Annotated in this window: 28 protein-coding genes; 7 read left to right on the top strand and 21 right to left on the bottom strand. The window is 29.0% G+C overall.

Annotation, left to right across the window (positions count from 1 at the left end):
• Positions 1-170 precede the first annotated feature (170 nt).
• Positions 171-422 carry a hypothetical protein gene (locus ABGT36_RS10285; RefSeq protein WP_087299383.1) on the top strand — a complete coding sequence of 84 codons (252 nt, stop codon included), beginning with the start codon at positions 171-173 and terminating at the stop codon, positions 420-422.
• Between the two features lie 142 nt (positions 423-564).
• On the opposite strand, the gene ABGT36_RS10290 is transcribed toward ABGT36_RS10285, so the two are convergent.
• The 11 genes from ABGT36_RS10290 to ABGT36_RS10340 form a co-directional block, all read right to left on the bottom strand.
• Entirely contained in the window at positions 565-1281 is a 717-nt protein-coding gene (locus ABGT36_RS10290; protein ID WP_087299381.1) for a phosphatase, read from the bottom strand.
• A gap of 9 nt (positions 1282-1290) precedes the next feature.
• The gene (locus ABGT36_RS10295; RefSeq protein ID WP_087370793.1) at positions 1291-2109 is read right to left on the bottom strand and encodes a hypothetical protein; all 819 of its coding nucleotides are present in this window, start codon (positions 2107-2109) and stop codon (positions 1291-1293) included.
• 112 nt (positions 2110-2221) lie between these two features.
• On the bottom strand, positions 2222-3124 hold the full coding sequence (locus tag ABGT36_RS10300; RefSeq protein WP_087299377.1) for a LysR family transcriptional regulator: 903 nt from the start codon (positions 3122-3124) through the stop codon (positions 2222-2224).
• Positions 3125-3223: 99 nt separating this feature from the next.
• Positions 3224-4780 carry a DUF975 family protein gene (locus tag ABGT36_RS10305; RefSeq protein WP_346677845.1) on the bottom strand — a complete coding sequence of 519 codons (1557 nt, stop codon included), beginning with the start codon at positions 4778-4780 and terminating at the stop codon, positions 3224-3226.
• 49 nt (positions 4781-4829) lie between these two features.
• Complete coding sequence (locus ABGT36_RS10310) at positions 4830-5834, bottom strand: AI-2E family transporter (protein ID WP_087299373.1); 1005 nt, start codon at positions 5832-5834, stop codon at positions 4830-4832.
• Between the two features lie 51 nt (positions 5835-5885).
• Complete coding sequence (locus ABGT36_RS10315; protein WP_346677846.1) at positions 5886-7283, bottom strand: polysaccharide deacetylase family protein; 1398 nt, start codon at positions 7281-7283, stop codon at positions 5886-5888.
• Between the two features lie 72 nt (positions 7284-7355).
• Positions 7356-9110, bottom strand: coding sequence for a phosphoenolpyruvate carboxykinase (locus ABGT36_RS10320; protein ID WP_087299504.1), 1755 nt, complete (start codon positions 9108-9110; stop codon positions 7356-7358).
• A 148-nt stretch (positions 9111-9258) separates the two neighbouring features.
• Entirely contained in the window at positions 9259-9774 is a 516-nt protein-coding gene (lepB, locus tag ABGT36_RS10325; protein ID WP_087299369.1) for a signal peptidase I, read from the bottom strand.
• A 32-nt stretch (positions 9775-9806) separates the two neighbouring features.
• Positions 9807-10523, bottom strand: coding sequence for a SigB/SigF/SigG family RNA polymerase sigma factor (locus tag ABGT36_RS10330; RefSeq protein ID WP_087299367.1), 717 nt, complete (start codon positions 10521-10523; stop codon positions 9807-9809).
• Positions 10516-10953: an anti-sigma F factor gene (gene spoIIAB, locus ABGT36_RS10335; protein ID WP_087299365.1), complete on the bottom strand. Its 438-nt coding sequence runs from the start codon at positions 10951-10953 to the stop codon at positions 10516-10518. The genes ABGT36_RS10330 and spoIIAB overlap by 8 nt, the downstream gene beginning before the upstream one ends.
• The gene (locus tag ABGT36_RS10340; protein WP_087299363.1) at positions 10953-11276 is read right to left on the bottom strand and encodes an STAS domain-containing protein; all 324 of its coding nucleotides are present in this window, start codon (positions 11274-11276) and stop codon (positions 10953-10955) included. The genes spoIIAB and ABGT36_RS10340 overlap by 1 nt, the downstream gene beginning before the upstream one ends.
• A gap of 152 nt (positions 11277-11428) precedes the next feature.
• On the opposite strand from ABGT36_RS10340, the gene ABGT36_RS10345 reads away from it, so the two are divergent.
• Positions 11429-12568 carry a D-alanyl-D-alanine carboxypeptidase family protein gene (locus tag ABGT36_RS10345; RefSeq protein WP_087299361.1) on the top strand — a complete coding sequence of 380 codons (1140 nt, stop codon included), beginning with the start codon at positions 11429-11431 and terminating at the stop codon, positions 12566-12568.
• A 43-nt stretch (positions 12569-12611) separates the two neighbouring features.
• On the opposite strand, the gene ABGT36_RS10350 is transcribed toward ABGT36_RS10345, so the two are convergent.
• Positions 12612-13133, bottom strand: coding sequence for a hypothetical protein (locus tag ABGT36_RS10350; RefSeq protein ID WP_087299359.1), 522 nt, complete (start codon positions 13131-13133; stop codon positions 12612-12614).
• A gap of 101 nt (positions 13134-13234) precedes the next feature.
• Positions 13235-14137, bottom strand: a complete 903-nt coding sequence (locus ABGT36_RS10355; RefSeq protein WP_346677848.1) for an RluA family pseudouridine synthase — start codon at positions 14135-14137, stop codon at positions 13235-13237.
• A 113-nt stretch (positions 14138-14250) separates the two neighbouring features.
• On the opposite strand from ABGT36_RS10355, the gene ABGT36_RS10360 reads away from it, so the two are divergent.
• On the top strand, positions 14251-14511 hold the full coding sequence (locus ABGT36_RS10360) for a zf-TFIIB domain-containing protein (RefSeq protein WP_087299355.1): 261 nt from the start codon (positions 14251-14253) through the stop codon (positions 14509-14511).
• Positions 14512-14569: 58 nt separating this feature from the next.
• On the opposite strand, the gene loaP is transcribed toward ABGT36_RS10360, so the two are convergent.
• Together loaP and ABGT36_RS10370 are read right to left on the bottom strand one after the other, a co-directional pair.
• Positions 14570-15088: an antiterminator LoaP gene (gene loaP / locus ABGT36_RS10365; RefSeq protein ID WP_087299353.1), complete on the bottom strand. Its 519-nt coding sequence runs from the start codon at positions 15086-15088 to the stop codon at positions 14570-14572.
• Positions 15089-15208: 120 nt separating this feature from the next.
• Entirely contained in the window at positions 15209-17113 is a 1905-nt protein-coding gene (locus tag ABGT36_RS10370; protein WP_087370773.1) for a nucleoside-diphosphate sugar epimerase/dehydratase, read from the bottom strand.
• 402 nt (positions 17114-17515) lie between these two features.
• On the opposite strand from ABGT36_RS10370, the gene ABGT36_RS10375 reads away from it, so the two are divergent.
• Genes ABGT36_RS10375 through ABGT36_RS10390 form a run of 4 tightly spaced genes read left to right on the top strand, consistent with a single transcriptional unit; the run spans position 17516 to position 20660 of the window.
• Positions 17516-18199, top strand: a complete 684-nt coding sequence (locus ABGT36_RS10375) for a Wzz/FepE/Etk N-terminal domain-containing protein (RefSeq protein ID WP_346677850.1) — start codon at positions 17516-17518, stop codon at positions 18197-18199.
• 2 nt (positions 18200-18201) lie between these two features.
• Positions 18202-18972, top strand: a complete 771-nt coding sequence (locus ABGT36_RS10380) for a CpsB/CapC family capsule biosynthesis tyrosine phosphatase (protein ID WP_346677851.1) — start codon at positions 18202-18204, stop codon at positions 18970-18972.
• Positions 18973-19698 carry a CpsD/CapB family tyrosine-protein kinase gene (locus tag ABGT36_RS10385; RefSeq protein WP_346677852.1) on the top strand — a complete coding sequence of 242 codons (726 nt, stop codon included), beginning with the start codon at positions 18973-18975 and terminating at the stop codon, positions 19696-19698. It abuts the gene before it with no gap.
• 2 nt (positions 19699-19700) lie between these two features.
• Positions 19701-20660, top strand: a complete 960-nt coding sequence (locus ABGT36_RS10390; RefSeq protein WP_300079781.1) for a hypothetical protein — start codon at positions 19701-19703, stop codon at positions 20658-20660.
• 67 nt (positions 20661-20727) lie between these two features.
• Here ABGT36_RS10390 and ABGT36_RS10395 read toward each other — a convergent pair whose 3' ends face one another.
• From ABGT36_RS10395 to gpr, 6 genes are all read right to left on the bottom strand, one after another.
• Positions 20728-21066 carry a helix-turn-helix domain-containing protein gene (locus tag ABGT36_RS10395; RefSeq protein WP_087370762.1) on the bottom strand — a complete coding sequence of 113 codons (339 nt, stop codon included), beginning with the start codon at positions 21064-21066 and terminating at the stop codon, positions 20728-20730.
• A 23-nt stretch (positions 21067-21089) separates the two neighbouring features.
• A complete protein-coding gene (locus tag ABGT36_RS10400; RefSeq protein WP_346677854.1) occupies positions 21090-21929 on the bottom strand; it encodes an HAD family hydrolase in 840 nt (279 codons plus the stop codon).
• Between the two features lie 117 nt (positions 21930-22046).
• Positions 22047-23000, bottom strand: a complete 954-nt coding sequence (fmt, locus tag ABGT36_RS10405; protein ID WP_346677856.1) for a methionyl-tRNA formyltransferase — start codon at positions 22998-23000, stop codon at positions 22047-22049.
• A gap of 87 nt (positions 23001-23087) precedes the next feature.
• A complete protein-coding gene (locus ABGT36_RS10410; RefSeq protein ID WP_087301861.1) occupies positions 23088-23372 on the bottom strand; it encodes a hypothetical protein in 285 nt (94 codons plus the stop codon).
• Positions 23369-24109: a stage II sporulation protein P gene (locus ABGT36_RS10415; protein ID WP_087301864.1), complete on the bottom strand. Its 741-nt coding sequence runs from the start codon at positions 24107-24109 to the stop codon at positions 23369-23371. The genes ABGT36_RS10410 and ABGT36_RS10415 overlap by 4 nt, the downstream gene beginning before the upstream one ends.
• Before the next feature lie 46 nt (positions 24110-24155).
• Positions 24156-25115 carry a GPR endopeptidase gene (gene gpr, locus ABGT36_RS10420; RefSeq protein WP_087301866.1) on the bottom strand — a complete coding sequence of 320 codons (960 nt, stop codon included), beginning with the start codon at positions 25113-25115 and terminating at the stop codon, positions 24156-24158.
• Positions 25116-25184 lie beyond the last annotated feature (69 nt).

The following is a 25184-nucleotide window of genomic DNA, read 5'->3' on the forward strand; positions in this document are numbered from 1 at the left end:
TTAATAAATGTTTTTATCCAAAAACAATTTTTATCATTATTATAAAATTAAAAAAACATTGATTAAATCAGCAAAAAAAATTATTTTTTTTCAATGAAAGGGCTTTCATTTTTAGCGGATATGTGCTATTATAATGGTGAGGAAAGGATTAGACGAAAGGAGTTGATAATATGAACGAAATGTATATTATTTCAGTATTAATGCTTTATACATTAATTGTATTAGTAGATGTATTATTACAAGCGTATCAACTATTTGGAACTGGTCTAGTAGAAGATAGAGAAACAATTTTATCTGTCAAACCAAAATTAATCGCATACATTTCTAGTAAGATCACTTCAATGAGTCTAAGAATTAATTGGAAAAAAGACTATCGCCTAAATATGAAACGTAGACCCCCAATTATATCAGTGGCTCACTAAGGTTGAGTCAAAATAGAGTGGTTTTAGAATATAGATTGTAAAGTTTGAATATAAATTAGATGTGGTTTCACATAAAAATTTCTATAAAGTTGATAATAAAGCCGTATGTTAAAAACATACGGTTTTTAATTTATCAATCTTATTAAACTTTCTTATCAATATACTTTAAAAATTCATCCACATCATAATTAACAATCAGTTCTTTAGGAAAATCAATTTCTTCTAAAATTCCTTCAATATGATCAAAATTCATGATGTCAAAATGAATATGAGCATCACTACCTAAAATAATCTTCACTTGATGTTTTTTACATAACTGCAACATTTCAATTACATTTTCACGTGAATTTAATCGTGATGAACTTCTTAAGGCATTATTGTTGACTTCTAATAATGTATGATATTTTTTAGCTGCCAAAACAACTTTTTCATAATCTAGCGGGCAATAACCATCATCAGGATGAACAATAACGCTAATATGCGGATTTTTGATTGTTTCAATTACTGCATTTGTATTTTGTTCAATTGATCCCGGTTTGTAACAATGAAAATGAATTCCAGCCATGCAATAATCAACACATTGGTAAAGATCATCACTAATACTTAATTTACCATCATAATCTAAAATATTAACCTCAATTCCTAAAATTATTTTTAAACCATTAAAAACTCTTGGAATCACATGATAATTTTTAAAATATATTGGATCACAAGTACCTGGTATTCCCACATCATGTTCAACCATCCCTAATAACTGCAAACCTTTAGCTTTAGCCTCATTTACCATTTCATTCATCGATGAATAACTATGACCGCTTGCAATAGTATGTGTATGAACATCTAATTCTATTTTTCCCATATAGACCTCCTAAAATAATGTAAAAATAAGCAAACTAAATAGAGCGATTGAAGCAGCTGGGGCATCTACATGACTATCTAAATCAGTATTAAAATATGTATTAAAAACAATAAAAAATAACTGTGCCAAAACCCCAAAAATTGTACTAATAGCTAATGAATTTGTTGCTACCATTGCATAACCAGCAATTAAAGTAGTATGATGAGTAGCTGGAAAATCCGGAGTTGAAAAAGCAAAAACCAGACTTAAAGCACTTAATGAAAACCCTAGACTAGCAACACCAGTAATTCCTACAAAATAAGCTGTTATTAATGATAATACTGCGGCAAATATTATTTGAAAACACCAGTAATTAGCCTGTTTATAGCTAAATAACGGTTGGCTGGGATGATGGATATATTTATTAGTCCCAAACAATACTCTAATCAACATATTTAGTGATAGTACAACTAGTGCACCAATATCAATAGGAAAATTCCAATATGTAAACAATGAAAATAATCCATAGCCTAATAAGCCAAAAATTCCACCAATAATTAAAACTAAAGGATCACCAGTAAAATATAATGAACGATTCCCATCAGCACCATTTATATCATAATGTTTAACATTAGCTGCATATGCCAATCCTGCTACCGCACCATTAAAACAAACACAAGGCATAAACAATAAATTCAAGACCTGATTTGTTAAAAGATGAGTGTTAGCTCCTAACCCATCTAAAATAATGACAATAAGACCTACTAAACCAGTAATAACAAATGAAGCTGTTCCACCAATCATTGTCCCAAGACTTCCAGAAACAAAAGCTATTAGATAATTAATCATAGCCCATCTCCTCTCTTTTAAATTTGCTTTATAATATATAATTATATCATTGATTTTTCTTCATTTATAGACAAAAAAGATTATTAAATAAAAAAAGATGCTAAAAAAGCACCTAAAATTCAATATTATTTTGAAGCGATTCTATAAACAAGGATCCTAAAAAACTTCGGTTAATATCTCTATGAACAATATATCCAACTCTAATTATTTCATCAACAGCTAAAGGAATTGCAATTATGTTTTTCCCATTTAATTCCTCACTAATAATACCGGTAGATATTGTATAACCATTTAATCCTATCAATAAATTAAATAAAGTAGCTCGATCACTAACTCTAATAATTTTACGGTGAGTTAAAGTACTTAAAATTTCTTCTGAAAAATAAAATGAATTATACTCTCCTTGTTCAAAACACAAATAAGGATATGGTTCAATATCTTCTAAAGTCACAATTTTCTTAACAGCAAGTGGATTAGTATTACTTACAAATATATGGGGTTTTGCCTGAAATAATTCTTTAAAAACAAGATTATTTTCTTTTAATAATTTAGTAATTACTTTTTCATTAAAATCATTTAAATATAATATTCCAATTTCACTTTTTAATGTTTTAACATCTTCAATTATCTCATAAGTTCGTGTTTCTCTAAGCGTAAATTCATATTCACTATCACGATATTTTTTTACTAGATCAACAAAAGCATCAACCGCAAAAGAATAATGCTGTGTTGAAATACTAAAACGTTTTCTTACTGTCTTTGTTTCCAAGTAACGCTCTTTAAGCAAATCAGCCTGTTCAACGACTTGGCGGGCATATCCTAAAAATTCACGTCCTTCTTCACTTACAACTATCCCTTTATTAGTCCGTGAAAAAATAACAATTTGCATTTCTTTTTCTAATTCTTTAATAGCGTTAGATAAACTTGGCTGTGAGATAAACAATTCTTTAGCTGCTTCAGAAATAGAACCTTTTTTAGCTACGGTAATAACATATCTTAATTGTTGCAATGTCATAGTCTCACCTCCACAATGTTACTATTGTAACATACTAAAACAAGTTTGAAAAATATCTAATTCTAATATTTGATATAGCTTCTAACTATAAAAAACAGCCTAAGCTGTTTTGTCTAATTTAACTATATTTGGTTTCTTTTCCGTGTGCGTTAAAGAATAACTATACTGTATAAAAGCAATTGCCATAAAACAAAGTCCAAATAAAATATCTTTTACAACTAGATAAATAATATCACTATGCATGATAAAATTCGGTGTTAATATAATTGCCTGGATCAAACTATCAATTCTTGTCGCTAAAAAGATTTGTAAGCTCAAGCCAAAGAACTCAGCCACTAATAAACTAACAACACTACATAACCCACTAATTATTAGTCCTGATAAAGATAATCGTCCTGCAAATTTTTGATAGCCTAAAATCGCAAGTAAAGCAATTATATAACCAGTTATACGACCAAAGGCTGTAAATTGATAAATTAATATCCAGATCAAACCACCAAGCAGTGCCCCTAAAACAGCCCCTAAAAAACCAATACTATATTTTTCTTTAGGAACTGATTGTTTATTCTTTAATTCATTAAAACAATCTTTACACACATAAACAATTTCACCATGATAAAGACAAAATGAAACCGGCTTATTGCAATGGCAATGACAGCACGCTGGCTGATATCCAATCTTACGAATGATCATTGTTATATTCTTTAATGTTTCATAAACATTATTTAAGTTTTGACTTATTATAGAAATAGTAATTATATCATTACTATAATTTATTGTTTTTAAAAATCCTAAGCGCTCTAACTTAGCAAAGTAGTTATCAATTCTTGAACGTTTATTACCAGCAATACTAATTTTTATAATTGTATTTTCTGGTAAGACCTTAATTACAACCGGAAAGTCATTAAATAATCCGTATATATTGTTACCCATAACATCTAAATTATTTAATAAGGCAAATTCTTGGATTTCTTTACTATTATCTTCATTTTGTATTTCTTCTAAACCAAAATACTCATTTTCCAGTATGATAAAAAATCTACTAAGAGCTAATAAAAAATATGGTAATGCCCAAATAAAACCAATTAAAAATGTAAAGATACCTAAAATAAACCAGCCAGCAAAACTTAAAATTAAAAGTAACAAATCCTTCATTTTATTTAAAGACATCATCTGCCAGCTTGTTTTTAAAATATCAATAACATTCATTTCCTGATGATTTGCAAGCAAATACGGAACTGGCAAAAACTTTATCAACAAAAAGATTCCAGGTAATATAAACAAAAACATTCCTAAAAGATCGATAAAAAAGATTAACCAGCAAATAAAACCATTTCTAATATACGTTATAAACGATGTTTTTAGTAAGTTTAAATCACTATTACCATTATTAATAATTTCCTTGATATAACAATAAAACTGTGTTGAAAAACCAGCACTAAATAAATATGCCAGTAAAATAGCTAAGACAATTACAAAATCCAATACACCAATAATAGATGCTGTCTTTAAACTCAATAGCCAATTAAAAATAAGAATCAAAGAAACAATCAATCCTAATGTAACTAACAATATTATCAATAAACATTTCCAAATTTGCCAACGATGATTATTAGCTTCTTTACGAGCCCATAATTTCAAATCTTTCCGTTCCATAAATACTCCTCTTTACTTCAACGCCTATATTATACATGATTCTAACTAACTATTCATTATTTTTTAACTGATGTTTTACTTTAAAAACTTGAATAATGATCATAATTAAAGTTGGGGCAATAAATAAACCGATTATTCCAAACCATTGCATCCCCAAATACATTCCTATTAATGAAACAATTGGACTAAGACCAAGGTTTTTCGCTAATAGTCGAGGCTCTAATATATTTTTAGTAACAACAACGATCAAATAAATTATCAGTAAAGCTATCGCTAAATAAATATTATTAGTTAACGCATTAATTATGATCCAAGGCACCATGATCATATCTAATCCTAAAACAGGTAAAAAATCAATGACTGCAATAATACAAGCAAGCATGGCACTTTGCGATAATCCAATTAAAACAAAGCCTAAGTATAATTCTACAAATGTTACGATCATGATGATAACAGAAGCTTTAAAAATATTACTTAAAACATTTTTTACTGTATCAACTACCAAAGAAGTCACCGGATATTTATTTAAAACATATTTTTCAATTAAATCATAATCTAATAAGATAAACAAAGAAGTAATTACCACAAACATTAAATCAAAAAGAAAACTAGGTATTTTCATTATAAAAGTTATTAAACTAGTAATAAAACTAGTCGAAATATTTTCAACTAAACTCATTGAGCCACTATAAATAATATCTAAATACTTACCAGCATCAATTATATAATGATTATTACTTAATTTTTGATATAAATCATTTAAATACTCAGGCATAATTTCTAGTATTTTATAAATTTGAATTACTGTAAAAACTACAATAACAATGATGACTGTAATAAAAAATAAATAATTCAAAACAATAACTAACTTAGTTAAAAAAGAATTCTTTATTTTAAGTAGTTCAATCTCTTTAGCTAATAAAGGCTGCAAAACCAAAACAATTAAAAAGCTAAAAAATAAAGGAACTAGCCAGTTAACTAATGCATATGCAAGCAAAACAAATATTATTACAAGCAACAAATAATAAGCATACTTAATTAGTTTATCTTTCATCCAATCACCATTAAATTATATGAATTACTAGAAAAACAATGACTATTATCGTTAATTTACTACACTATGGTGGACTACATAAGAACTATCATCAATAGCTTTAAAAACATATCCTTTATTTTGATAATATTCAATAACTGGTCCTAAAGCTTTAATTGTATTTTCTTTCCCGTTAGCATCATGAAATAATAAAATAATATTATTTTCATCTGCTGCCGTAGCATTTTTGATTAACTGTTTTACCGACAATTGTCCCGAACCATCTTCACTATCTTCATTCCAATCATAATATTGATAACCACGATTTAATACTTCTTTAGTCAACTTACTCATTATCCTATTACAATACTGCTTAGAAATTTGATTACTGCTCCCACCAGGAAAGCGAATATATTTAGGGATGCTACCTATTTGATTATAAACCAAATCCTCGATTTTCTTTAAATCCGCAAAATAAGCAGATGTAGAACAATAAATCTGATCATATTCATGAACATAAGTATGCAAGCCAATTGTATGCCCAGCTTCATAAGCTGTTTTTATCAAATCAAAATATTCCTTATTTGTTCCGGTTACAAAAAAAGTAGCTTTAACATCATAAACATCTAAGATATCTAAAACCTGCTGCGTATTTTCTGAAGGTCCATCGTCAAAAGTTAAATACACTACTTTTTCATCACTAGGAACAGTTGTTCCTATTTTTTTATTTTCGACTACTGTAACTATACATGTTTCTTTAGTAACATTTAAAGAACGATCTTTAGCATAATAAGTTATTTGATAATTACCGATTTTAGAAATATCCAGATTAGAACTATCGATTGTTAAAATTGGATTATCATCTTGATTATCACTAACACTAACACTTGATAATAAATCAATATCACTATCTTTTAAAACTGTTAAATTACGTACTCCATTAATTACTGGTGATACATTATCTTCTGGCAAAACATGAATAACACTTTTTTTGCTTACACAATTATTATTACGACAAATCCGAATTGCAACTTCATAATCTCCAGGTTTATCAAATTGATAGTCTTCTTTAAAAGATACTTTAGTTCTTTTACTATCATAATAGTTTTTAATCAAATCACTAGCCTTAACTTCCATATTTAAATCAATTGTTAGTTCTTGAACTTCAAGATCAGGAATAATTGTATCTTGTAACTCTAAAGTTACTGTAGTTTCAATGTTATTATAACGATAAGTAATCGGATATTTACCAGTCTTAGTAAAATCTATTTTACTAGTATCAACATTTACATCACTAACTTTACCACCAATTACTCTTTTTATGTTTTCATAAGGATCAAACTTTTGTGAAATTTCTGCAACTGGATGATAACTATATAAAACAATTGGGTTAGTTGGATAAATTAATAAAATAACTATTGAAAAGATCAAAACAATTATAATCAATAGTATTTTTAAACTTTTATTCACTTTCATCCCCTCATCAAAACATATTCATCCTAAATAAAAAAAGAACCCATAATAATGGATTCTTTTAAAATATTATTCTTCTTCTAATTGTTTTAATTCAGTTTCACCAGTAATATATTTTAAAATTTCTGTTGCTGCTTCTTGTGGCCCGCGATGTTCGTAACCTTTGATACCCAAACGAGTTCTTAATTGACCAACTTTAATACCTTGTTTAAACATACGATTAAAATAATCATGTAATAAGATTTCTGTTTGTTCTTGACGTTGTACTGGACCAAATGGATTTGCAAAGAAACTTCCAACTAATCCATATTCAGTAGTTGTTCCTTTTGACATACGATTTCCAGCTCTAAATACTTTTAAAGCACTATCAACATCATCAAAGAAACTTAATGCTTCGCCACCTTCTTCATAGTTGTTTGCATATAAGAATAAATCAACTTCATGAGGAGCAACAACATCTTTATAATCTGTAATTGGAATTACAATTCGAGCATTTACTTTATCAGGATTCATAAATACAGAGCGGTCTAATTCTTTGAAACTATAACCAGCATCTAAATCATCTAAACGCACGAAAGCCCCAATTTCTGTACCTGATGATTTAATTTGTCCTTTATCATCTAAGTATAGAACACCCATATCATCATATACAGTTACTAAATCACGGATATAAGCGGCACCAAATACTTTAATTTGTTCAATTGTTTCCGATTTACCAGCACCACTATCACCCATAACAACGATATTTTTAACTTCACCAGAATGTAATGTAACTTTAACCATTGCCCCATGAATTGGTAATTGACGTTGATTAATTTTACGAACATTGTGTAAAGTTAACATCATTTTCTTCATATATCCAAAGTAATCGAAATCATCACTTGCAGATAATAAAGCTACCATCATATCATTTTCATCATCTTGATAGAAAGCTTGGTTCTTTTCACCATCTTCATAACCATATACATAGATAATATCTGGTTTACGATTACGATATTCTTCTTCACTAGCTAATTCAAATAAGTTACATAATGCAACCCCTTGAGCCATGAAAGCAACATTGAAATATACAAATGCTAATAAGTTACCAACTTTAGCTGGATAACAGAACCATTGTTCAGAATCAAATTTTAAGTCTTCAATTGGATTATGTTTAATTTCAGGGAAAATTCCATCACGTTTATTACGTTTTGAATAAGTAATAAATGGTGGATGAATAATCACTGTTTCAATAAAAGGAATATCATCTAAATTACGGTATTCATATGGTAAAAAAGAACGCATATTTGTTACTCTTAAACCAGCATTAACACCAGCTGTAATTTGACGATATACTTGATGACGATATCCTAATGCTGTTTCTTCAATTGTTCGATATACTGATAATACTAATTCTTCGAATTTTGCTTGAGCATCCGCAAATTGTACATTTTGATACCCTCTACTAGTTGTTTCGTTATATACTACACTATAACGTTGTAATTTACGCCAGAATAAATATACTTCTTCAATTACTTTAACAAATTCATCACGATCTCTAAAATATCCTTCAAAATGAGGATATGAAGATAAAACTTCTTCAACTGACATTACTAATAACAATTTAAAAATCGTTCTTAAATCATTTACTATATCAATACTTTCGCTTTTAACTTCTCTTAAATAAGTATAAGTAGTATTTTCTTTTCTCTTTCCTTCGTTGACAAAACCACGTAAAACTCGTGCAAAAGATTCACTTTCAATCAATTGACAACGTGATTGACAATATTCTTCAGAAAAGTTTAAAATTGCATTTCCGCGTACGATTTTAAATTTATATGACATTTTATCACCCTTTCTTTTATCAATAAGCATCATACCCCCACTTATTGATTTGTGTCATTTTAACATAAAAAGTACATTGTATACAACACTTATTTATAAAAAAATTATTTTTTCAAACAAAAAAAGGTCGCTTTAGACCTTTATTAATTTAAAAGAAAGGAACCGTAAAGAAAACCTTACCAATAACATCATCTTCAAAATCAAAATAACCTAATCTTCTCGAATCAAGACTATTATTTCGATTATCTCCCATTACAAAAACCTTGCCTTCAGGAATATCAATTGACATATCTTCATTATTGGTCATCGTTCCATTAATATAATCCTCTTGTAATAACTCACCATTTAAATATACCTGATTATCTTTGATTTCTAGATGATCACCACCAACAGCAACGACCCTTTTAATAATAAAAGTTTCATTTTGATTAGCATCACGGTAATCAACAACTACAATATCATTACGCTCAGGTTCACCACGTTTATAAAAAACCTTATCAACTAAAACAATATTACCTTCGTGAAAAGTTGGTACCATTGATGTTCCATACACTCTAGAAATCTGAACAAAATATAAAACCCCATAAGTAACGATTAAAGTAATAACAATAACCCTTAAATATTCTAATAAGACTCTCTTTTTACTCTTCACTGTTTCTTCCATATTATCACCTGAGGACATTATATCATTTTTTACTATTCATTCAAGTGACTACGAAGCTTTGCAATAATTTTCTTTTCCAAACGCGATACTTGAACTTGCGAAATATTCAACCTTCTAGCTACCCGTTCTTGATTAAAATCAAGATGATAGCGCATATATAAAATAAGTTTTTCTTTTTCATCAAGCTTATCAATTTCCATCTCTAATGCAATTTTTTCAAACCACATTTTATTATTTTTGTTTTCAATTCTTTCTTCCATTGAAATCGAAGAACCGTCTTTTTCATAAATCGGTTCACTTAATGAAGTTGGATAATACGATGAATCAATTGCCTCAACAATATCCTGTTGATCAACTTGTAAATAGTTAGCTAATTGTTCAATCGTTGGATCATGACCAGTTTGATTAGTAAGCTGTTCACGAGCCTTGTTTATTTTCAAATTCAGTTCTTTTAAAGAACGACTTACTTTAATAGTCCCATCGTCACGAAAATATCGTTTAATTTCACCCATAATAATTGGTACTGCATAGGTTGAAAATTGCACTCCATAACTAGTATCAAAATTATTAATTGCTTTCATTAAACCGATACAGCCAATTTGAAATAAATCTTCTTTATCATAATAGTTATTTTTAAATCGATGGACAATTGACCAGACTAATCCTAAATTTTGAGAAACAACTAATTCTTTAGCTTGTTCATCCCCGCCATGAGCCTGTTTAATTAGTTCAATTGTATTATTAGTCATTGAAATTATTATCTTTCAAATTCTTTTTAATTGTTAGTTTAGTTCCTAAATCAACAGTTGAATGAATTTCTAAATCATCACAAAGAGCTTCAATAATTGTTAACCCCATACCTGCATGCTCAAGTTCTTTTAATGAAGAATACATTGGTTTTCTAGCTTGATCGATATCTTCGATCCCCTTACCATAATCTTGAATAATGATTTTGATTTGGCGGTTATTTTCGATTGTGACCTTAATAACAACATTACACTTAGCGTTATTTTGATAACCATGAATAATAGCATTACTTACCCCTTCGCTAATGATTGTTTTTATTTCAACCAGTTCGTCAATCGTTGGATTTAATGCTGTAATAAATGAAGCTACACTTGTTCTTGCAAATGGTTCATTTTCTATTTTAGCACTAAAACTTAATTCCATTTGATTCATTACCCCTTTACCTCCTCAACATATTCCATTAATTCAAACATTCCTGATAATTCAAACACTTTATACGCCGTTTTAGATAAATTAGCTAAGTATAATTTACGATCATCTAACTTTAATTGATTATAACGTCCTAAAACCAAGCCGATCCCCGAACTATCAATAAAGCTAGTATTACCAAAATCAAAATAGACCGGACCATTTACTTTATCTAAAATACTATTTAATAAGCTGCGATATTTAGTTATGTAACTACAGCTAAGTTCACCATAAAAATATACTACAATTTTATCATCGATAATCTTATATTCTATCTTATTTTCCATTATCTCATCTCCTCGAACCTATCTTACATCTTTTAAAAACATGATTAAATGCTTTCGACAAAAGTAGAAGAAAGTAAACAAAAAAAGTCTTATAACTAAATGATGTATTTTTATCAAACTTGGACATATTATTTACTGAGGCGATAAAATTGATGAAAAAAATCTTAATTATTTTATTAATCTTTTGTATCTTACCAATCCAGAAAGTCAATGCTGTTGATGATGATATAACTCCTAATGCTAAAAGTGCTATCTTGATAGAAGCAAATTCTAAACAAATCTTATATCAAAAAAACGCTCAAGAAAAACTGTATCCGGCATCAACAACTAAAATTATGACTATGATTTTAATGTTTGAAGCTATAAATGATCAAAAAATCTCTTTTGATGATGAAATAACAACCTCTAAATATGCTGCCAGCATGGGTGGCTCTCAAGTTTATTTAGAAGTAGGCGAAAAAATGAGCCTTCAAGATATGTTTAAATCAATTGCTATTGCCAGTGCTAATGATGCCAGCGTTGCTGTTGGGGAATATATTGCCGGAAGCATTGAAAAATTCGTTACTATGATGAATGAAAAAGCTAAAGAATTAAACTTAAAAAATACTCATTTTAAAAATGCTACCGGTCTTCACGACCCAGATCATTATACATGTGCATATGATTTAGCTATTATGGCAGCCTATTTAATTAAAATCGGTGGTGAAGATTTATTAAATGTAACTTCGCTATATGACAGTTATATTCGTGAAGACACCAAACAAAGCTTTTGGCTTGTTAATACTAATAAGCTACTAAAACTATATGATGGTGTTGATGGTTTAAAAACGGGATATACTAAAGAAGCTGGTTATTGTTTAGTAACTACTGCTAAAAGAGATGATCAGAGAATTATTGGGGTGTTAATGAATGAAAGTGCACCAAAAACTCGAAACGAAGAAATGTGTAATTTATTAGATTATGGTTTTAATAACTATCAACAGATTACTTTATTTAAAAAAGATAGTGTTATTGAACAGCATCTAGTTGATAAAATGGATAATCTTAGTATTGATGTAAAATGTAAACAGGATATTGTTTATACCAAGGCTAAAAACAGCAATGAAAAAGCAACAACAAAAATAACTTATCAAAAAGATTTATTACCAGTAAAGCAAGGTGATCCGGTGGGTAATCTTGAAGTTATCGTTAACGGTAAAACAATTGCTAATTATGAATTATATAGTGGCAATGATGTAAGCAAAGCTACTTTTTTATCAAAAGCAATTAAAACATTTAAATATTTATTTTAAACAGCCTATAATAATTATAGGTTGTTTCACAAAAAAACAGGATTTATAATCCTGCATTAAGCGACAATAAAAAATTACTATCAGCCAGTTGTTCTAAATGACAATAAACACGAGGAATCTTAATTTCCTGATATAGTTTTTCAACAACCTCTTCATCATCATCCATATAAACTGTATAGCTTCTTTTTACAATTTGTCCTTTTATAACCAAATAATTAAATCTAAAACTAATATCTGTAATTTTATTAAATTGATAATCACTATAATTATGTTCATCACGATTAAAGATTCCTAATTTTTGGCCTACGATCTTGATCAAATTATTTTTATGACGATAGATCATCTTGTCAGATTCAATATCAATAAAAGTTGGCTGCATAATTACTATTTGCCATAAACAAACAACTAGAAAAACGATCCCAACAAACAATAAATAAATGATTGGATTGTCTTTTTCTATTAAAAATATCACAACCGTTAACATCAAAACAATTAATAATTGTGGAATAATAAAATACTGAAAAAATTTAACTAACGAAAACCGATTAATTGCTTTACTATCCATTTTTATCACCCTTCTTTTATACCCTAACTAAATATTACTGATATTAGTAATAGAAACTAGTAGAAATAAGTAAAAAGAATGTAAAGAATTAATTAGTTATATTATTGTAAATCGATTTTTCCAATAAATTTCATATCATCAGGTATATCTGCAAAAACAGTTATTTTCTGATTAAAAAAAGGATGATTAAATTCTAATTTATAGCCATGCAACGCTACTCTATTAATCAATTTACTGTTAGTTCCATATAAAGGATCACTTAAAAGTGGATAATTAATAGAACTTAAATGAACTCTAATCTGGTGTTTACGACCGGTTTGTAAATCACATTTTACAACCGTATAATTACTTGGAAAACTTCTTTTTAAAACATGAACTTTAGTCACCGCTTTTTTACCATTATTACTAGTACGCATTCTATTTTGATGACGATCTCGACTAATTGGTTTATTAATTATTAGATCCTTTTTTACTATGCCATCAACAATTGCTAAATAAGTTCGTTTAATTTCTTTATTTGCCATCATTATATCTAACTTAGGTTGTAAAAAGGCACATTTACAAAACATAACCAAACCAGTAGTATCTTTATCTAAACGATGAATATGTCTAACTGGAATATATTGATTAGTTTCTAGATAATAATTAGCGACGTAATTACAAAGCGTATTTAAACCATTTTTATCTTCTGGATAAATAGCAGTATTTATTGGTTTATTGACGATTAAAATAAAATCATCTTCATAAACAACCGTTAAAGGATATGATTGAAACTGATAGTCGATTCCCTGATCAAATGCTAAAACCTTTAATGAATCACCTTGTTTTAAAAGAGTATTACTAGTTACAAAATTGTTATTTAAAGCATATTGTTTATTTTGTTTTAATAAATGAATCGTTTTTCTTGATAAATGAAAATAATTGAAAAATTGTTCAATCGACATTCCTGCAAAATCATCATTAATTTCAATAATAAGATAATCACCTTTAATTTGATACTTCATAATGTTCCTTCTTTCAAAGCGTATTATAACATAATTTCCCAAAAGACCAATTAATATCGATATTGTAATACAGCTTGATAATATGATATAATGTTTCAAAGGAGGCCAAGAATATGAAGTGTCCTGTATGTAAAGATGTTACTTTATTAATGTCAGAAAAACATGGTGTTGAAATTGACTATTGTCCCGAGTGTCGTGGTATTTGGTTAGATCGTGGTGAATTAGAAAAAATTATTGAACGTTCAGGTAGTTATAAAAAATCAAAATCTGATTCTGATCATTATGATTCACACAAAGATTCTTCTGACAATAAACGCAAAAAGAAAAAAGGATTTAATCTTACAGATATTTTAGAAATATTTGAAGGTGAGTAATTAAAGCGGTTTAACCGCTTTTTTTATCACTAAAAAGACAGTTGTTTTCAACTGTCTTCTAACTTTTACTAATTATTTCTAAACCTACTTGAACTACCACCACTTGATCGAATAAACTAACTTCAATATAAGCAATTCGCTTATGACGATCAATCTTTTTTATCTTTCCTTCATATCCAACTAAAGGACCACTAATTATATTAACTTTATCACCAACAATATAGCCCTGAGACATTTCTACTAAGTGATTTTCTTTACCAAATTTCATTAAAAACCTAGCTTCTTCTTTTAAAATTGGACAAATAAACTCGCCATCATTTCCCAACACTTTAGTAAGATCGGGTACCAGTTTTAACTTATTGAACAATTCTTCAATATGATCTGTAATCATAAAAACGTAACCCTTAAACAATATCTCTTCTATTTCCCTCCAGGTTCCCTGTTTTTTGCGTAAACGAACACTACGAGGAATAAAACATTCTTGCAAAATATCCTTTGGAATCGATCTTTCGCAAGTATTTTTTATCTCGTCTTCTTTTCCACTTCGTACCTGAATTACATACCAGTTTTCACACATACTCATTCCTCCATTTGGGTATGCGCAATTAGTCAGCAAATACATGCCGACTAACGCTTCATTATTACAAATTATCTTTAATAATGCGACTTTGCGACAATTACCTTTAATAATTATGTTTTATACTTCTACTGTTTCTTTAGGCCTTTCAACTTCTTTAACTATTGGTGTTTTATTAGTTTTAACATTATAGTGATAAGTTGGAACCATTTTTTTAACTAATATGCGAATATCGTCTACTTCTTCATAGGCCTCTTCTTTTAACTCTTTTAAATCTTCAAAAAAACTCTCTTCATCCAATTCAATTGGTTTTCCAATATGGATCATATGATTTGGGGTATCCTGTAATCCCTCTTCTTCCATCAATAGCTCTTCATACAGCTTTTCTCCCGGTCTTAATCCGGTATAAACTATATCAATATCTACATCTGGTTCATATCCTGATAGCTTGATCAGGTTCCTTGCCATATCTGCTATCTTGACTGGTTCTCCCATGTCTAATACAAAGATCTCGCCACCTTTGGCATACGCTCCTGCCTGCAGCACTAAACTTACTGCTTCAGGTATCGTCATAAAGTATCTGATGATATCTGGATGCGTTACCGTTACCGGTCCTCCTTCTTTGATCTGTTTTTTAAATAACGGAATTACTGATCCATTTGATCCTAAGACATTTCCAAATCTTACTGCTACATATTCCGTTTTTGATTTTTTATTATATGTCTGTACGATCATTTCACATAACCGTTTCGTTGCTCCCATGATGTTCGTTGGATTTACTGCTTTATCTGTTGATATCAATATGAATCTCTTTGTTTTATATTTATCAGCTGCTTTTACTACATTCAATGTTCCAAAAACATTGTTCTTTACTGCTTCATTAGGACTATCTTCCATCAACGGTACATGCTTATGAGCTGCTGCATGGTAAACAATATCCGGATGATATGTTTCAAACAGCTTATCTACTTTTACTGAATTTCTAACTGATGCTATCATTGTTTCCAGATGCAAATCAGGATATTTACGTCTTAATTCCAGCTGAATATCATAGGCATTGTTTTCATAGATATCAACGATTATCAAAGTCTCTGGTTTATTGGCAGCAATCTGACGACATAATTCACTTCCAATTGAACCACCGCCACCAGTAACCATTACTACCTTACCGGTTACATAACCCATGATGTCATCAAGATTGACTTTAATCGGTTCTCTGCCAAGTAAATCCTGAACTTCAACATCCTTAAAATCACTGATATGAATATCATCATTGATAAACTGATAAATACCAGGAAGTCTTTTGATCTGACATCTTGTTTCCTTACAGATATTTAAAATATTAGCTAATTCCTTTTTACTGATTGAAGGCATCGCAACGAGGATCTCACTGACACCGTATTTTTCAACAGCTTCAATGATCTTGTTACGACCGCCATAGATATCAACACCATGGATCTGTCTTTTCCATTTGCTAGGTTCATCATCGATAAAGCAGACAACTTCTTTATAGATATGATTAGAGTTATTGATTTCTCTTAATACTTTTTCACCTGCTACTCCAGCTCCAACGATTAAAACTTTTTCTAGTGGTCGTCTTTCTTTTTCGGCTATTACATGTTGTTTATACATTCTTATAAACCGATATAAAAAGCGAGTCCCACCGACCATCAATACTAACATTAAAAAAAAGATTATATAACAGCTTTTAGGTTGCCCATTCCCAGTCAATTCACAAACGACTGTATTTATTATGCAATTTGTAAATGCGGCAATAATAATATTTTTTAATTCTGTAATTGAAGCAAACTGCCACAAACTATGATATAAACGAAAACAAACAAAAATTGAAATATCAATTAAAACTAGCAAAATGATTATATTATTAAGTCTTGATAAAAACATTGGATCAATCGGTCCATTAAATCTTAAAAACAATGATCCATATGCTGCAATTAAAATACTAATGATATCTAAACCTACTAACAGAAATCTTCGAGCATTTAATTTGGTCTTTTCTCCCATATCTCTTCCTCCCCCTAAAATGCTAAAAAAATAAATCACAATTTTATTTCATAAATTTACATTTCTGGTCAATATCATATACAAAATATATTATTTTAAATAATGATTAAAAAGTCAAGTAATTTCAAATACTTTATACACTTTATAAATTATTTTTACAATAAATAACAAAAAATTTAACATTTATTACATTTAGATATAAAACAATAATAACAAATAATTGTACCTAATATAACCATTTTAATTATTTTCTAATTTTTTTGTTATTTAAATATGATTTTTTTAAGATTTTTCCTAATAAATTATTGCTTTTTTTTAACTTATAAAGGATAATACTATGCGAATAGTTATTTTATTTATGTTAATAATATATAAAATAAAAGTATATTGTTGGGAGGAAATATGGAAAAAACAGAATTAAATGATGAAGTTGAAATTGACTTATCAGAATTATTTAAATTATTCAAAAAAAATATCAAATTAATCATAATTCTAGCGTTAGTCGGGATAGTCATTGCTGTATCTTTAACTACCTTTTTTATTGATAAAAAATATGCTTCTCAAGGAAGTATTTTATTAAAAGCAGAAGTAGTTGATGGTTCAATCGACTCATCACAATTAAGCGCTAATAACATGATGGTAAATAACTATATTGAATTATTACAAGGAAATGCAATCCAAAATCAAGTTGCTAGTAATCTAAATATTACTGGTGATGAAGTTAATAAAGCTTTAACTGTTACCAATACTGCTGAAACACAAATTATTGAAATTAGTGCAATAACAACTAATCCAGAACTATCTAAAAATATCGTCGAAGAAACAATCACAGTATTTACAACATTAGTTCAAGAAAAACTTAATGTTACTAACTTGACAATTGTCGATCAGCCAGAAATAAACGCTAACCCAGTTTCACCAAGCATGACTAAAAATATTTTAATTGGTGGCATCATTGGGATCGTGATTTCTTTAGCATACATTTTGTTGACATATTTATTAGATACAAAAATTAAAAGCGGCGAACAAGCTGAACAAATTCTTGGAGTACCATTATTAGGAACAATTCCTTATTTTGAACAGTAACAATGGAATTTATTGATATCCATAGTCACTATACCTGGCATGTTGATGATGGCATTCAAGATCTTGATGAAGCCTTAGCGGCCTTAAAAGCTGCTAAAGCTCAAAATATTACTAAAATTGTTGCAACACCACACATCACCCCAGGAACAACGACCATCCAAGAATTTAATAAAATTATTCTGCAAATTGGTAAATTAAAGACATTAGCTAAAAGTTTAGATATCGAAATATATGAAGGTTGTGAAGTAATGTTAAATAGCGATTATTTAACACTACTAGAAAACAACCATTATTTGACTATTAATAATGGTCCTTATTTACTTGTAGAATTTAATGTAACTCAAAAATTACCTGAAGACTATGATGAACGTCTTTATGAATATAGTTTGAAAAATAAGCTGGTAATAGCTCATGTTGAAAGATATTTTCATCATCACTTAAACGAAAATATCATTAAAGAATGGATTGATCGTGGCTATATTATTCAAATCAATAGTTCAAGCATCTTAAATCAAGGTACTAGCCATGATTTTGCTATTAGATTATTAGAATTAGGAATGGTTCATGTTATTGCTAATGATGTACATCGTAGCAGCGGATTACGAAGCCCTAATTTAAAAGAGACATATGATGTTTTAACTAAAAAATTTAATAGTGAAGATATTATTAAGTTAATGTATGATAATCCCTTAGCGATTATCAACGGTCAACCTGTAGAATTAATAAAAATTCGTAAAGTATCGAAAATACCATGGTTTAAAAGGAGAAAGTAAATGTTAAAAAATAAAAGAAACAGCACAGAAAAACAAACTTTTTTAATCACACAACCAGAAAATAAACATAGTAAAATTGATTTTAAAGAAGTATATCGTCATATTAGAACCGGAATTGAATATTCAACGGTCGGACAAAATGTAAAAGCGATAAATGTGACCTCATCAATTCCAGGTGAATCAAAAAGTACTACTTCAATTAATTTAGCTATGATTTATGCAACTAAATATGATAACGTTTTATTGATTGACTGTGATTTAAGAAAATCAACGATCCATCGTTATCTTAAATTATCAAATTCACGTGGTTTAACTAATGCTTTAATGGAATATGATGAAAGTAAAAAAATCAGTTCTAAATATTTTCAATTTTATGAAGATGATTCTTTTGTAGGAAAATTATCAGTTTTAACTTCTGGTGTTAAGGTTCCTAACCCTACCGAATTAATCGGTAGTACTGTTTTTAAAGATTTTATTAATGATTTAAAAGAATTGTATGACTTTATTATTATTGATTGTCCACCAATCATGTCAGTTAGTGATGCCATTCCAATTGGTAATGTTGTTGATGGAACTATCTTTGTTTGCTCATCAAGTATTACAAATCGTAAAGATGCTAAGGCATCAATTGAAATATTAAAGAAAAACAATGTCAATATTATTGGAACAGTATTAACCCAAGTCGAACAAGATAACAGTAAAAACGGTTATTATCACTATTACTAAAGATGAAAAAGCATAATAATAAGTTTTTTATAATTATTGTTCCAATATGCATTATTTTAATTTTAGCAATGATATTTTATGATCGTTACCAGACTAGTCAGCTAGCAAAAAAATATAACGATACAAATAATCAAACCACACAAGTATCATCAAATAATGATTTAGCAACGATTTATTGTGTCGGTGACAGTCTAACTCTTGGCACTAATGATGTTACTAGTTACCCAGATTATTTAAAAGAAAGTCTTAAAAATGATATCGAAATAATCGGTGATAATCATATTAATTCTCAAGCCTTAGCTATAAAACTTGGTAATCAAGACGTATATGTAAACAACTTCACTATTCCAAGCGATACTAATGCCGTTAGTATTACATTATTAAATGAAAATGGTGAAGTTATCGATGCTCTTATCAATAGTCAAACCGGTATTGAATCATGTATTATCAACAATATCGCTGGAACTATTAGTTATGACAGTAACTCTAATCAATTATTATTTAAGCGTTTAGAAGCTGGTGATTCATCAATGATTACTACATTAACTAAAATAGAAATTACAAAGCCAGAAATTCTTAATGACAATATTTTAATTCTTTTTACCGGTTCCTATGAAGAAAGCATTCAAGGCAGCTTAGTAAATTACCAGAAACAAATAATCGATAGTTTCAATACCGATAAATACATCGTCGTATCACTAACAATAGATAATCGTGATGCTACAAATAATTTATTAGCTAATACATATGGTGAACACTACTTAGATTTTAAAAATTATTTACTTACTAATGGATTGAATGATGCTAAGATCACTGCTACTAGTGAAGATCAAATGGCACTTGCAAAAAATAGTGTTCCTTCAAGTTTATTAATTGATGATATCAACGGTAATAATTATTATCATCAATTATTAGCTAATCAATTGATTAATAAAATGCACGAATTAGGCTATATAAACTAAAAAACAGGTACAAATGAAGTTGTTATTTGAACACTAAAATAACGACTTCATTTCAAAACCTGTTTTTTTAATTTATATCAAACATTTTTATCATCATTTCTGTTTCTTTGACAGTTCCTTCAATCATAATTCTAGCCACTAGCATTTCAAAAGCTTCAAAATCTAAATTTGTTTTTTGTAACCTGTTAAACATCTTTTTACAGCTTCCATTACAACAAATCAATAACGGTAGATAAGCTTCAATCTGCAAATATTTACAATAATTTAAATAATTTTGAATACTAAAATCACCATCATTTTCAAAGCGATAAATACTACTTCTACTAACTTTGATCGCTTTAGCCATTTCATCTTGAGAAACCTGTCTGGTCCTTCTGATCCACTTTAAAACCTGTCCTATATGCAATATAATTCCCCACAAATTATATATTAAATCAACTCTAATTTTTTCATGCTCTTATAAATACCATCATTATCAGGATCATCAAAAGTATCATCAGCAATAGCTTTTAATTTTTCCGGAGCCAAATAAGAAACAACACCATATCCCGCATCTTTTATCATTTCATAATCATTCATACTATCACCAAAAGCAATTGTGTCTTCAATCTTACCACCCAAATAATCAACCGCCTTTTTAATAGCATCACCTTTAGTACAATTCTTTAAAATAATTTCACCATTAATAAAATCATCACTTTCTTTAGAAAAGATAACAATATTAAAAAATTCACTTAAATATTTTACACAATCATAAAATGCAATTTTATCTTCAGAAATAAAGCAAACCTTAGTAACTTTATGTTTTAAAATATCAAATTCACTAATTGGTAAACGAACTTCCTCGTTTTTTCTTTCCTCTAAAAAACGAGCCAATTCTAAGTTGTTTTCCATAATTTTACTATTCTTTTTATCAAAAAAATCCTTAACACCAGGAGTTTGATACAAAGCATCTTTTGTCTCTAAACTAAATAAAATTTTCTTATTAGTAAATAACAGCATTACTTCAGATAAAACATATTGATTAATAAAATTTTCAAATATGTATTTCCCACCAATGTTTACAAAACCACCAGCAGAAGAAATAATCCCATCAAAACCAATTTTTCTAATTGATTTCATAATTGACACCGGTGCTCGTCCCGTACATAAAAAGCACTTATGTCCATTTTCACTTGCCTGCCTAATTCCATTAGCAGTCTTTGGCGTAACCTGTTTACTAGGTCCCATCAAAGTTCCATCAATATCAAAAAATAAATATTTACCCATTTTGTACCCTCCATTATGATATGGCAATATTATACCTAATTTTTTTGATTTGACATTATTTTTTCATAAAATGATTTATATTTTCTTATTTAGTAAAAAATAGAAGCAATAGCGCTTCTATTCAAATTTGCTATCAACGGCAAATATATTATTTCCATTTAAATAATCTTTAACTAACATTCGTTTTTTACCAGCAATTTGTAATTCAGTAATTAAGTATATTCCATCACCAGTTTTAACACCAATGGCATCTTTAAAAATCTTTACGATCGTTCCATTTTCTTGATGTTCATGATGTTTTTTAGCGTTTGGACAATCATGAATATCACCGGCCCAGATTTTAACGTTTTTACCTTGATAAGTTGTAAAAGCTCCTGGCCATGGATTTAATCCTCGAACTTTATTATAAACCTGTTTTGCACTTAAGTTAAAATCCAGTTTCTCTTCTTCCCTTGAAATCGTTGGAGCATAAGTTACTAGACTTTCATCCTGAACAATTGATTGATTAGTACCTGCAATAATATCTGGTAATGTTTCTAAAAGTAATTTTGCTCCCGCAACACTTAAGCGATCATATAACTGGCCAGTTGTTTCTTTATCACCAATAGCAATTTCCTGCTGACTAATAATATTACCGGCATCCATCTTTTTAACCATATACATAATAGTAACACCAGTTGTTGTTTCACCATTAATGATTGCATAATGAACCGGTGCCCCACCTCGATATTTAGGTAACAAAGAGGCATGAACATTGATACAACCTAGTTTTGGCGCCTCTAAAAGAGCTGCTGGTACTAATTGACCATATGCTGCCGTAATGATCAAATCAGGCTGTAAATCAATAATTGACTGATAATCATTTTTAATATTTGCTGGTTGAAAAACAGGAATATTATACTCTAAAGCTACTTCTTTAACTTCAGGCATCGTTAATACTTTCTTTCTACCAACATAACGATCAGGCTGAGTTACAACACCGATAATATTATAATTATTTTCTAATAAGTTAACTAAAACTTCTTTAGAAAAGCTTGCCGTTCCCATGAATACTATTTTTGTTTTTTCCATTTAAACACCATCACTTTCTTCTATTTGCCTCAATTATACCTTGTTTTAATTTTTATTTAAACATAAAAGTGCCCGCAGGCACTTATTTTAAAACAAACTACTGATAATATTAGAAATAATTAAAACAAAAGTCTCAATTACCTTAATACAGCCATCACTAATTTCTTTAACTACTAGCGATAATGTATTTTCCTCATTATCACTAACAGCTCCATAATCACTAGAGATTATTTGATTATTTTCAATCGTCTCTTCAAACTGTTCAAGATTCTGGTTAAAAACTTCTTTTTGAATTCCATAATCATTAAACAAACCATTAATCATAAAAATCAACATTCCCACCAAACATAAATCAATCAAAAAATTTTTCATCCTAAATACTCTCCTATTGTTCTTGCAATTACATCAACTGTTGCTTGTACTTCTTCTTTTGTATTACTTTGAGCCCCTACTTCAATTAATACCATATTATCAGTTGTTCCTTGATTATAATGAGAACTTTTAACATAAACACCACGACTTATTTTAGGAACCATGCCATTAGCAATATCTGATAAACTTTGAGACAATTGATTTACAGCATCAAACTTCCCACTGCTTTTCCCTACTACAAACATTATTTTGGCATAATTCTTATTTTCATGAGTTATCGTTGATAGCTCTTTAGAAATCGAATCACGATGAAAATCAATTACAAGATCATAACCACCCGTTAGCTTCAAACTCTCCTCTAAATACATTTTAGATACCGTATACGACTTGTTGTAAGCAATATTATGAACCGCCTTATAATTTTCAAAATCATTAGCTTCAACATCGCATTGATACCCCATTGCATTTAAACACTCTTTTAAATAGCCAGCTCCCAAAACCACATCATAACCATCATATTCTTCGCTTTGATGAGTATTATAAATATGAATTTTTTTATCCTTAGTTGCCACAAAATCACTATTATCAGTATTAAGGGCTACTGTTTGACTATCAGTAGAATCAATCGCATTAATTACTTGAGCATTATAATTAGTTACTTTTGTCGGTAAATATACAATTAATCCTGCTATCAATGTCAGTTTACCAACAATCAAGATACTGTTTTTTAGCCTCATTTCCATCACCCGCCATACAATTAATTGTATGCACGAATATAACTATTTAGTACCTTAAACTATTAATACTTTTACTAATTATTTTTGCCATGATCTCACATTGTTCATCAATCTGTTTATCACTTAAGACAAAATTACAATCAATTGGATCTAATACCTCACTAAACAACAATTCCAATTCACTATCATTTAACTTACCAATCTGCCCTAGCATCATCTCCTTTTGTTTAGGTGATAAATCTCCCTGGTATTTATCCCTTTTACCTACTTTCAACTTATTAACTGGATTTAAACTATCACCAAAATAATCCAGTGTATAATTTAAAACATCACTAACAAGACTGCTTGCATATATTACTGTTGGTACCCCAATAGCAATTACTTTAGCGCCAATTGTCTTTTCATTAATAGCCTGACGATAATTACCAATTCCACTACCAGGATTGATCCCAACATCATTAATTTGGATTACATGAGCTAATTTATGATAATTACGGGCACATAAAGCATCTACAACGATTACTAAATCGATATTTTCTTTTTCTACTAACGCTTTTACGATTGCAGCACTTTCCATACCAGTTTGTACCATAACTCCTGGTACGATCCCTAAAATGTCATAAAAACGATTACTTAATTTTTCTTCATCATCTAAAAAATGAGTTATTCTTAAATCTCTTAAAGTACGAGGTCCAATGGCATCGTTGGTTAAAAACTGATTTCCTAATCCAACCATTAAAATTTTAGGATAATCAATTTTATCAATCAGTGGTTTTAAATTTTTAGTTAACTCTTCAACAATTACTCCTTGTTGTTTATAATCAGGAAAACTTATTTCAATATAAGTGCCAATTCCTTGATTAATACTATGATGTTCTTTTAAAATATTAATTTTTTCGATTCGAACACCATTATTTACATACTCCTCACGCTGGTAATGGTTGTCTATTTCTAACTGTTCTAACGATTCTGTGGCTAAATCACTACGCATATTTTGAAAACTCATCATATCACCTGTTTTAAATATTGCCTAATCTCTAAATTTTAATCGCTCAAAATCAAAAAAAAGTTGCAT

The organism is Erysipelatoclostridium sp. An173, assembly GCF_963931465.1.
GTDB classification, from domain to species: domain Bacteria; phylum Bacillota_I; class Bacilli_A; order Erysipelotrichales; family Coprobacillaceae; genus Thomasclavelia; species Thomasclavelia merdavium.

Bases quoted from the DNA above. Each gene is read 5' to 3' on its own strand.
- ABGT36_RS10285 (WP_087299383.1), top strand. From the start codon at position 171: ATGAACGAAATGTATATTATTTCAGTATTAATGCTTTATACATTAATT.
- ABGT36_RS10290 (WP_087299381.1), bottom strand. From the start codon at position 1,281: ATGGGAAAAATAGAATTAGATGTTCATACACATACTATTGCAAGCGGT.
- ABGT36_RS10295 (WP_087370793.1), bottom strand. From the start codon at position 2,109: ATGATTAATTATCTAATAGCTTTTGTTTCTGGAAGTCTTGGGACAATG.
- ABGT36_RS10300 (WP_087299377.1), bottom strand. From the start codon at position 3,124: ATGACATTGCAACAATTAAGATATGTTATTACCGTAGCTAAAAAAGGT.
- ABGT36_RS10305 (WP_346677845.1), bottom strand. From the start codon at position 4,780: ATGGAACGGAAAGATTTGAAATTATGGGCTCGTAAAGAAGCTAATAAT.
- ABGT36_RS10310 (WP_087299373.1), bottom strand. From the start codon at position 5,834: ATGAAAGATAAACTAATTAAGTATGCTTATTATTTGTTGCTTGTAATA.
- ABGT36_RS10320 (WP_087299504.1), bottom strand. From the start codon at position 9,110: ATGTCATATAAATTTAAAATCGTACGCGGAAATGCAATTTTAAACTTT.
- lepB (WP_087299369.1), bottom strand. From the start codon at position 9,774: ATGGAAGAAACAGTGAAGAGTAAAAAGAGAGTCTTATTAGAATATTTA.
- ABGT36_RS10330 (WP_087299367.1), bottom strand. From the start codon at position 10,523: ATGACTAATAATACAATTGAACTAATTAAACAGGCTCATGGCGGGGAT.
- spoIIAB (WP_087299365.1), bottom strand. From the start codon at position 10,953: ATGAATCAAATGGAATTAAGTTTTAGTGCTAAAATAGAAAATGAACCA.
- ABGT36_RS10340 (WP_087299363.1), bottom strand. From the start codon at position 11,276: ATGGAAAATAAGATAGAATATAAGATTATCGATGATAAAATTGTAGTA.
- ABGT36_RS10345 (WP_087299361.1), top strand. From the start codon at position 11,429: ATGAAAAAAATCTTAATTATTTTATTAATCTTTTGTATCTTACCAATC.
- ABGT36_RS10350 (WP_087299359.1), bottom strand. From the start codon at position 13,133: ATGGATAGTAAAGCAATTAATCGGTTTTCGTTAGTTAAATTTTTTCAG.
- ABGT36_RS10355 (WP_346677848.1), bottom strand. From the start codon at position 14,137: ATGAAGTATCAAATTAAAGGTGATTATCTTATTATTGAAATTAATGAT.
- ABGT36_RS10360 (WP_087299355.1), top strand. From the start codon at position 14,251: ATGAAGTGTCCTGTATGTAAAGATGTTACTTTATTAATGTCAGAAAAA.
- loaP (WP_087299353.1), bottom strand. From the start codon at position 15,088: ATGTGTGAAAACTGGTATGTAATTCAGGTACGAAGTGGAAAAGAAGAC.
- ABGT36_RS10370 (WP_087370773.1), bottom strand. From the start codon at position 17,113: ATGGGAGAAAAGACCAAATTAAATGCTCGAAGATTTCTGTTAGTAGGT.
- ABGT36_RS10375 (WP_346677850.1), top strand. From the start codon at position 17,516: ATGGAAAAAACAGAATTAAATGATGAAGTTGAAATTGACTTATCAGAA.
- ABGT36_RS10380 (WP_346677851.1), top strand. From the start codon at position 18,202: ATGGAATTTATTGATATCCATAGTCACTATACCTGGCATGTTGATGAT.
- ABGT36_RS10385 (WP_346677852.1), top strand. From the start codon at position 18,973: ATGTTAAAAAATAAAAGAAACAGCACAGAAAAACAAACTTTTTTAATC.
- ABGT36_RS10390 (WP_300079781.1), top strand. From the start codon at position 19,701: ATGAAAAAGCATAATAATAAGTTTTTTATAATTATTGTTCCAATATGC.
- ABGT36_RS10400 (WP_346677854.1), bottom strand. From the start codon at position 21,929: ATGGGTAAATATTTATTTTTTGATATTGATGGAACTTTGATGGGACCT.
- fmt (WP_346677856.1), bottom strand. From the start codon at position 23,000: ATGGAAAAAACAAAAATAGTATTCATGGGAACGGCAAGCTTTTCTAAA.
- ABGT36_RS10410 (WP_087301861.1), bottom strand. From the start codon at position 23,372: ATGAAAAATTTTTTGATTGATTTATGTTTGGTGGGAATGTTGATTTTT.
- ABGT36_RS10415 (WP_087301864.1), bottom strand. From the start codon at position 24,109: ATGAGGCTAAAAAACAGTATCTTGATTGTTGGTAAACTGACATTGATA.
- gpr (WP_087301866.1), bottom strand. From the start codon at position 25,115: ATGAGTTTTCAAAATATGCGTAGTGATTTAGCCACAGAATCGTTAGAA.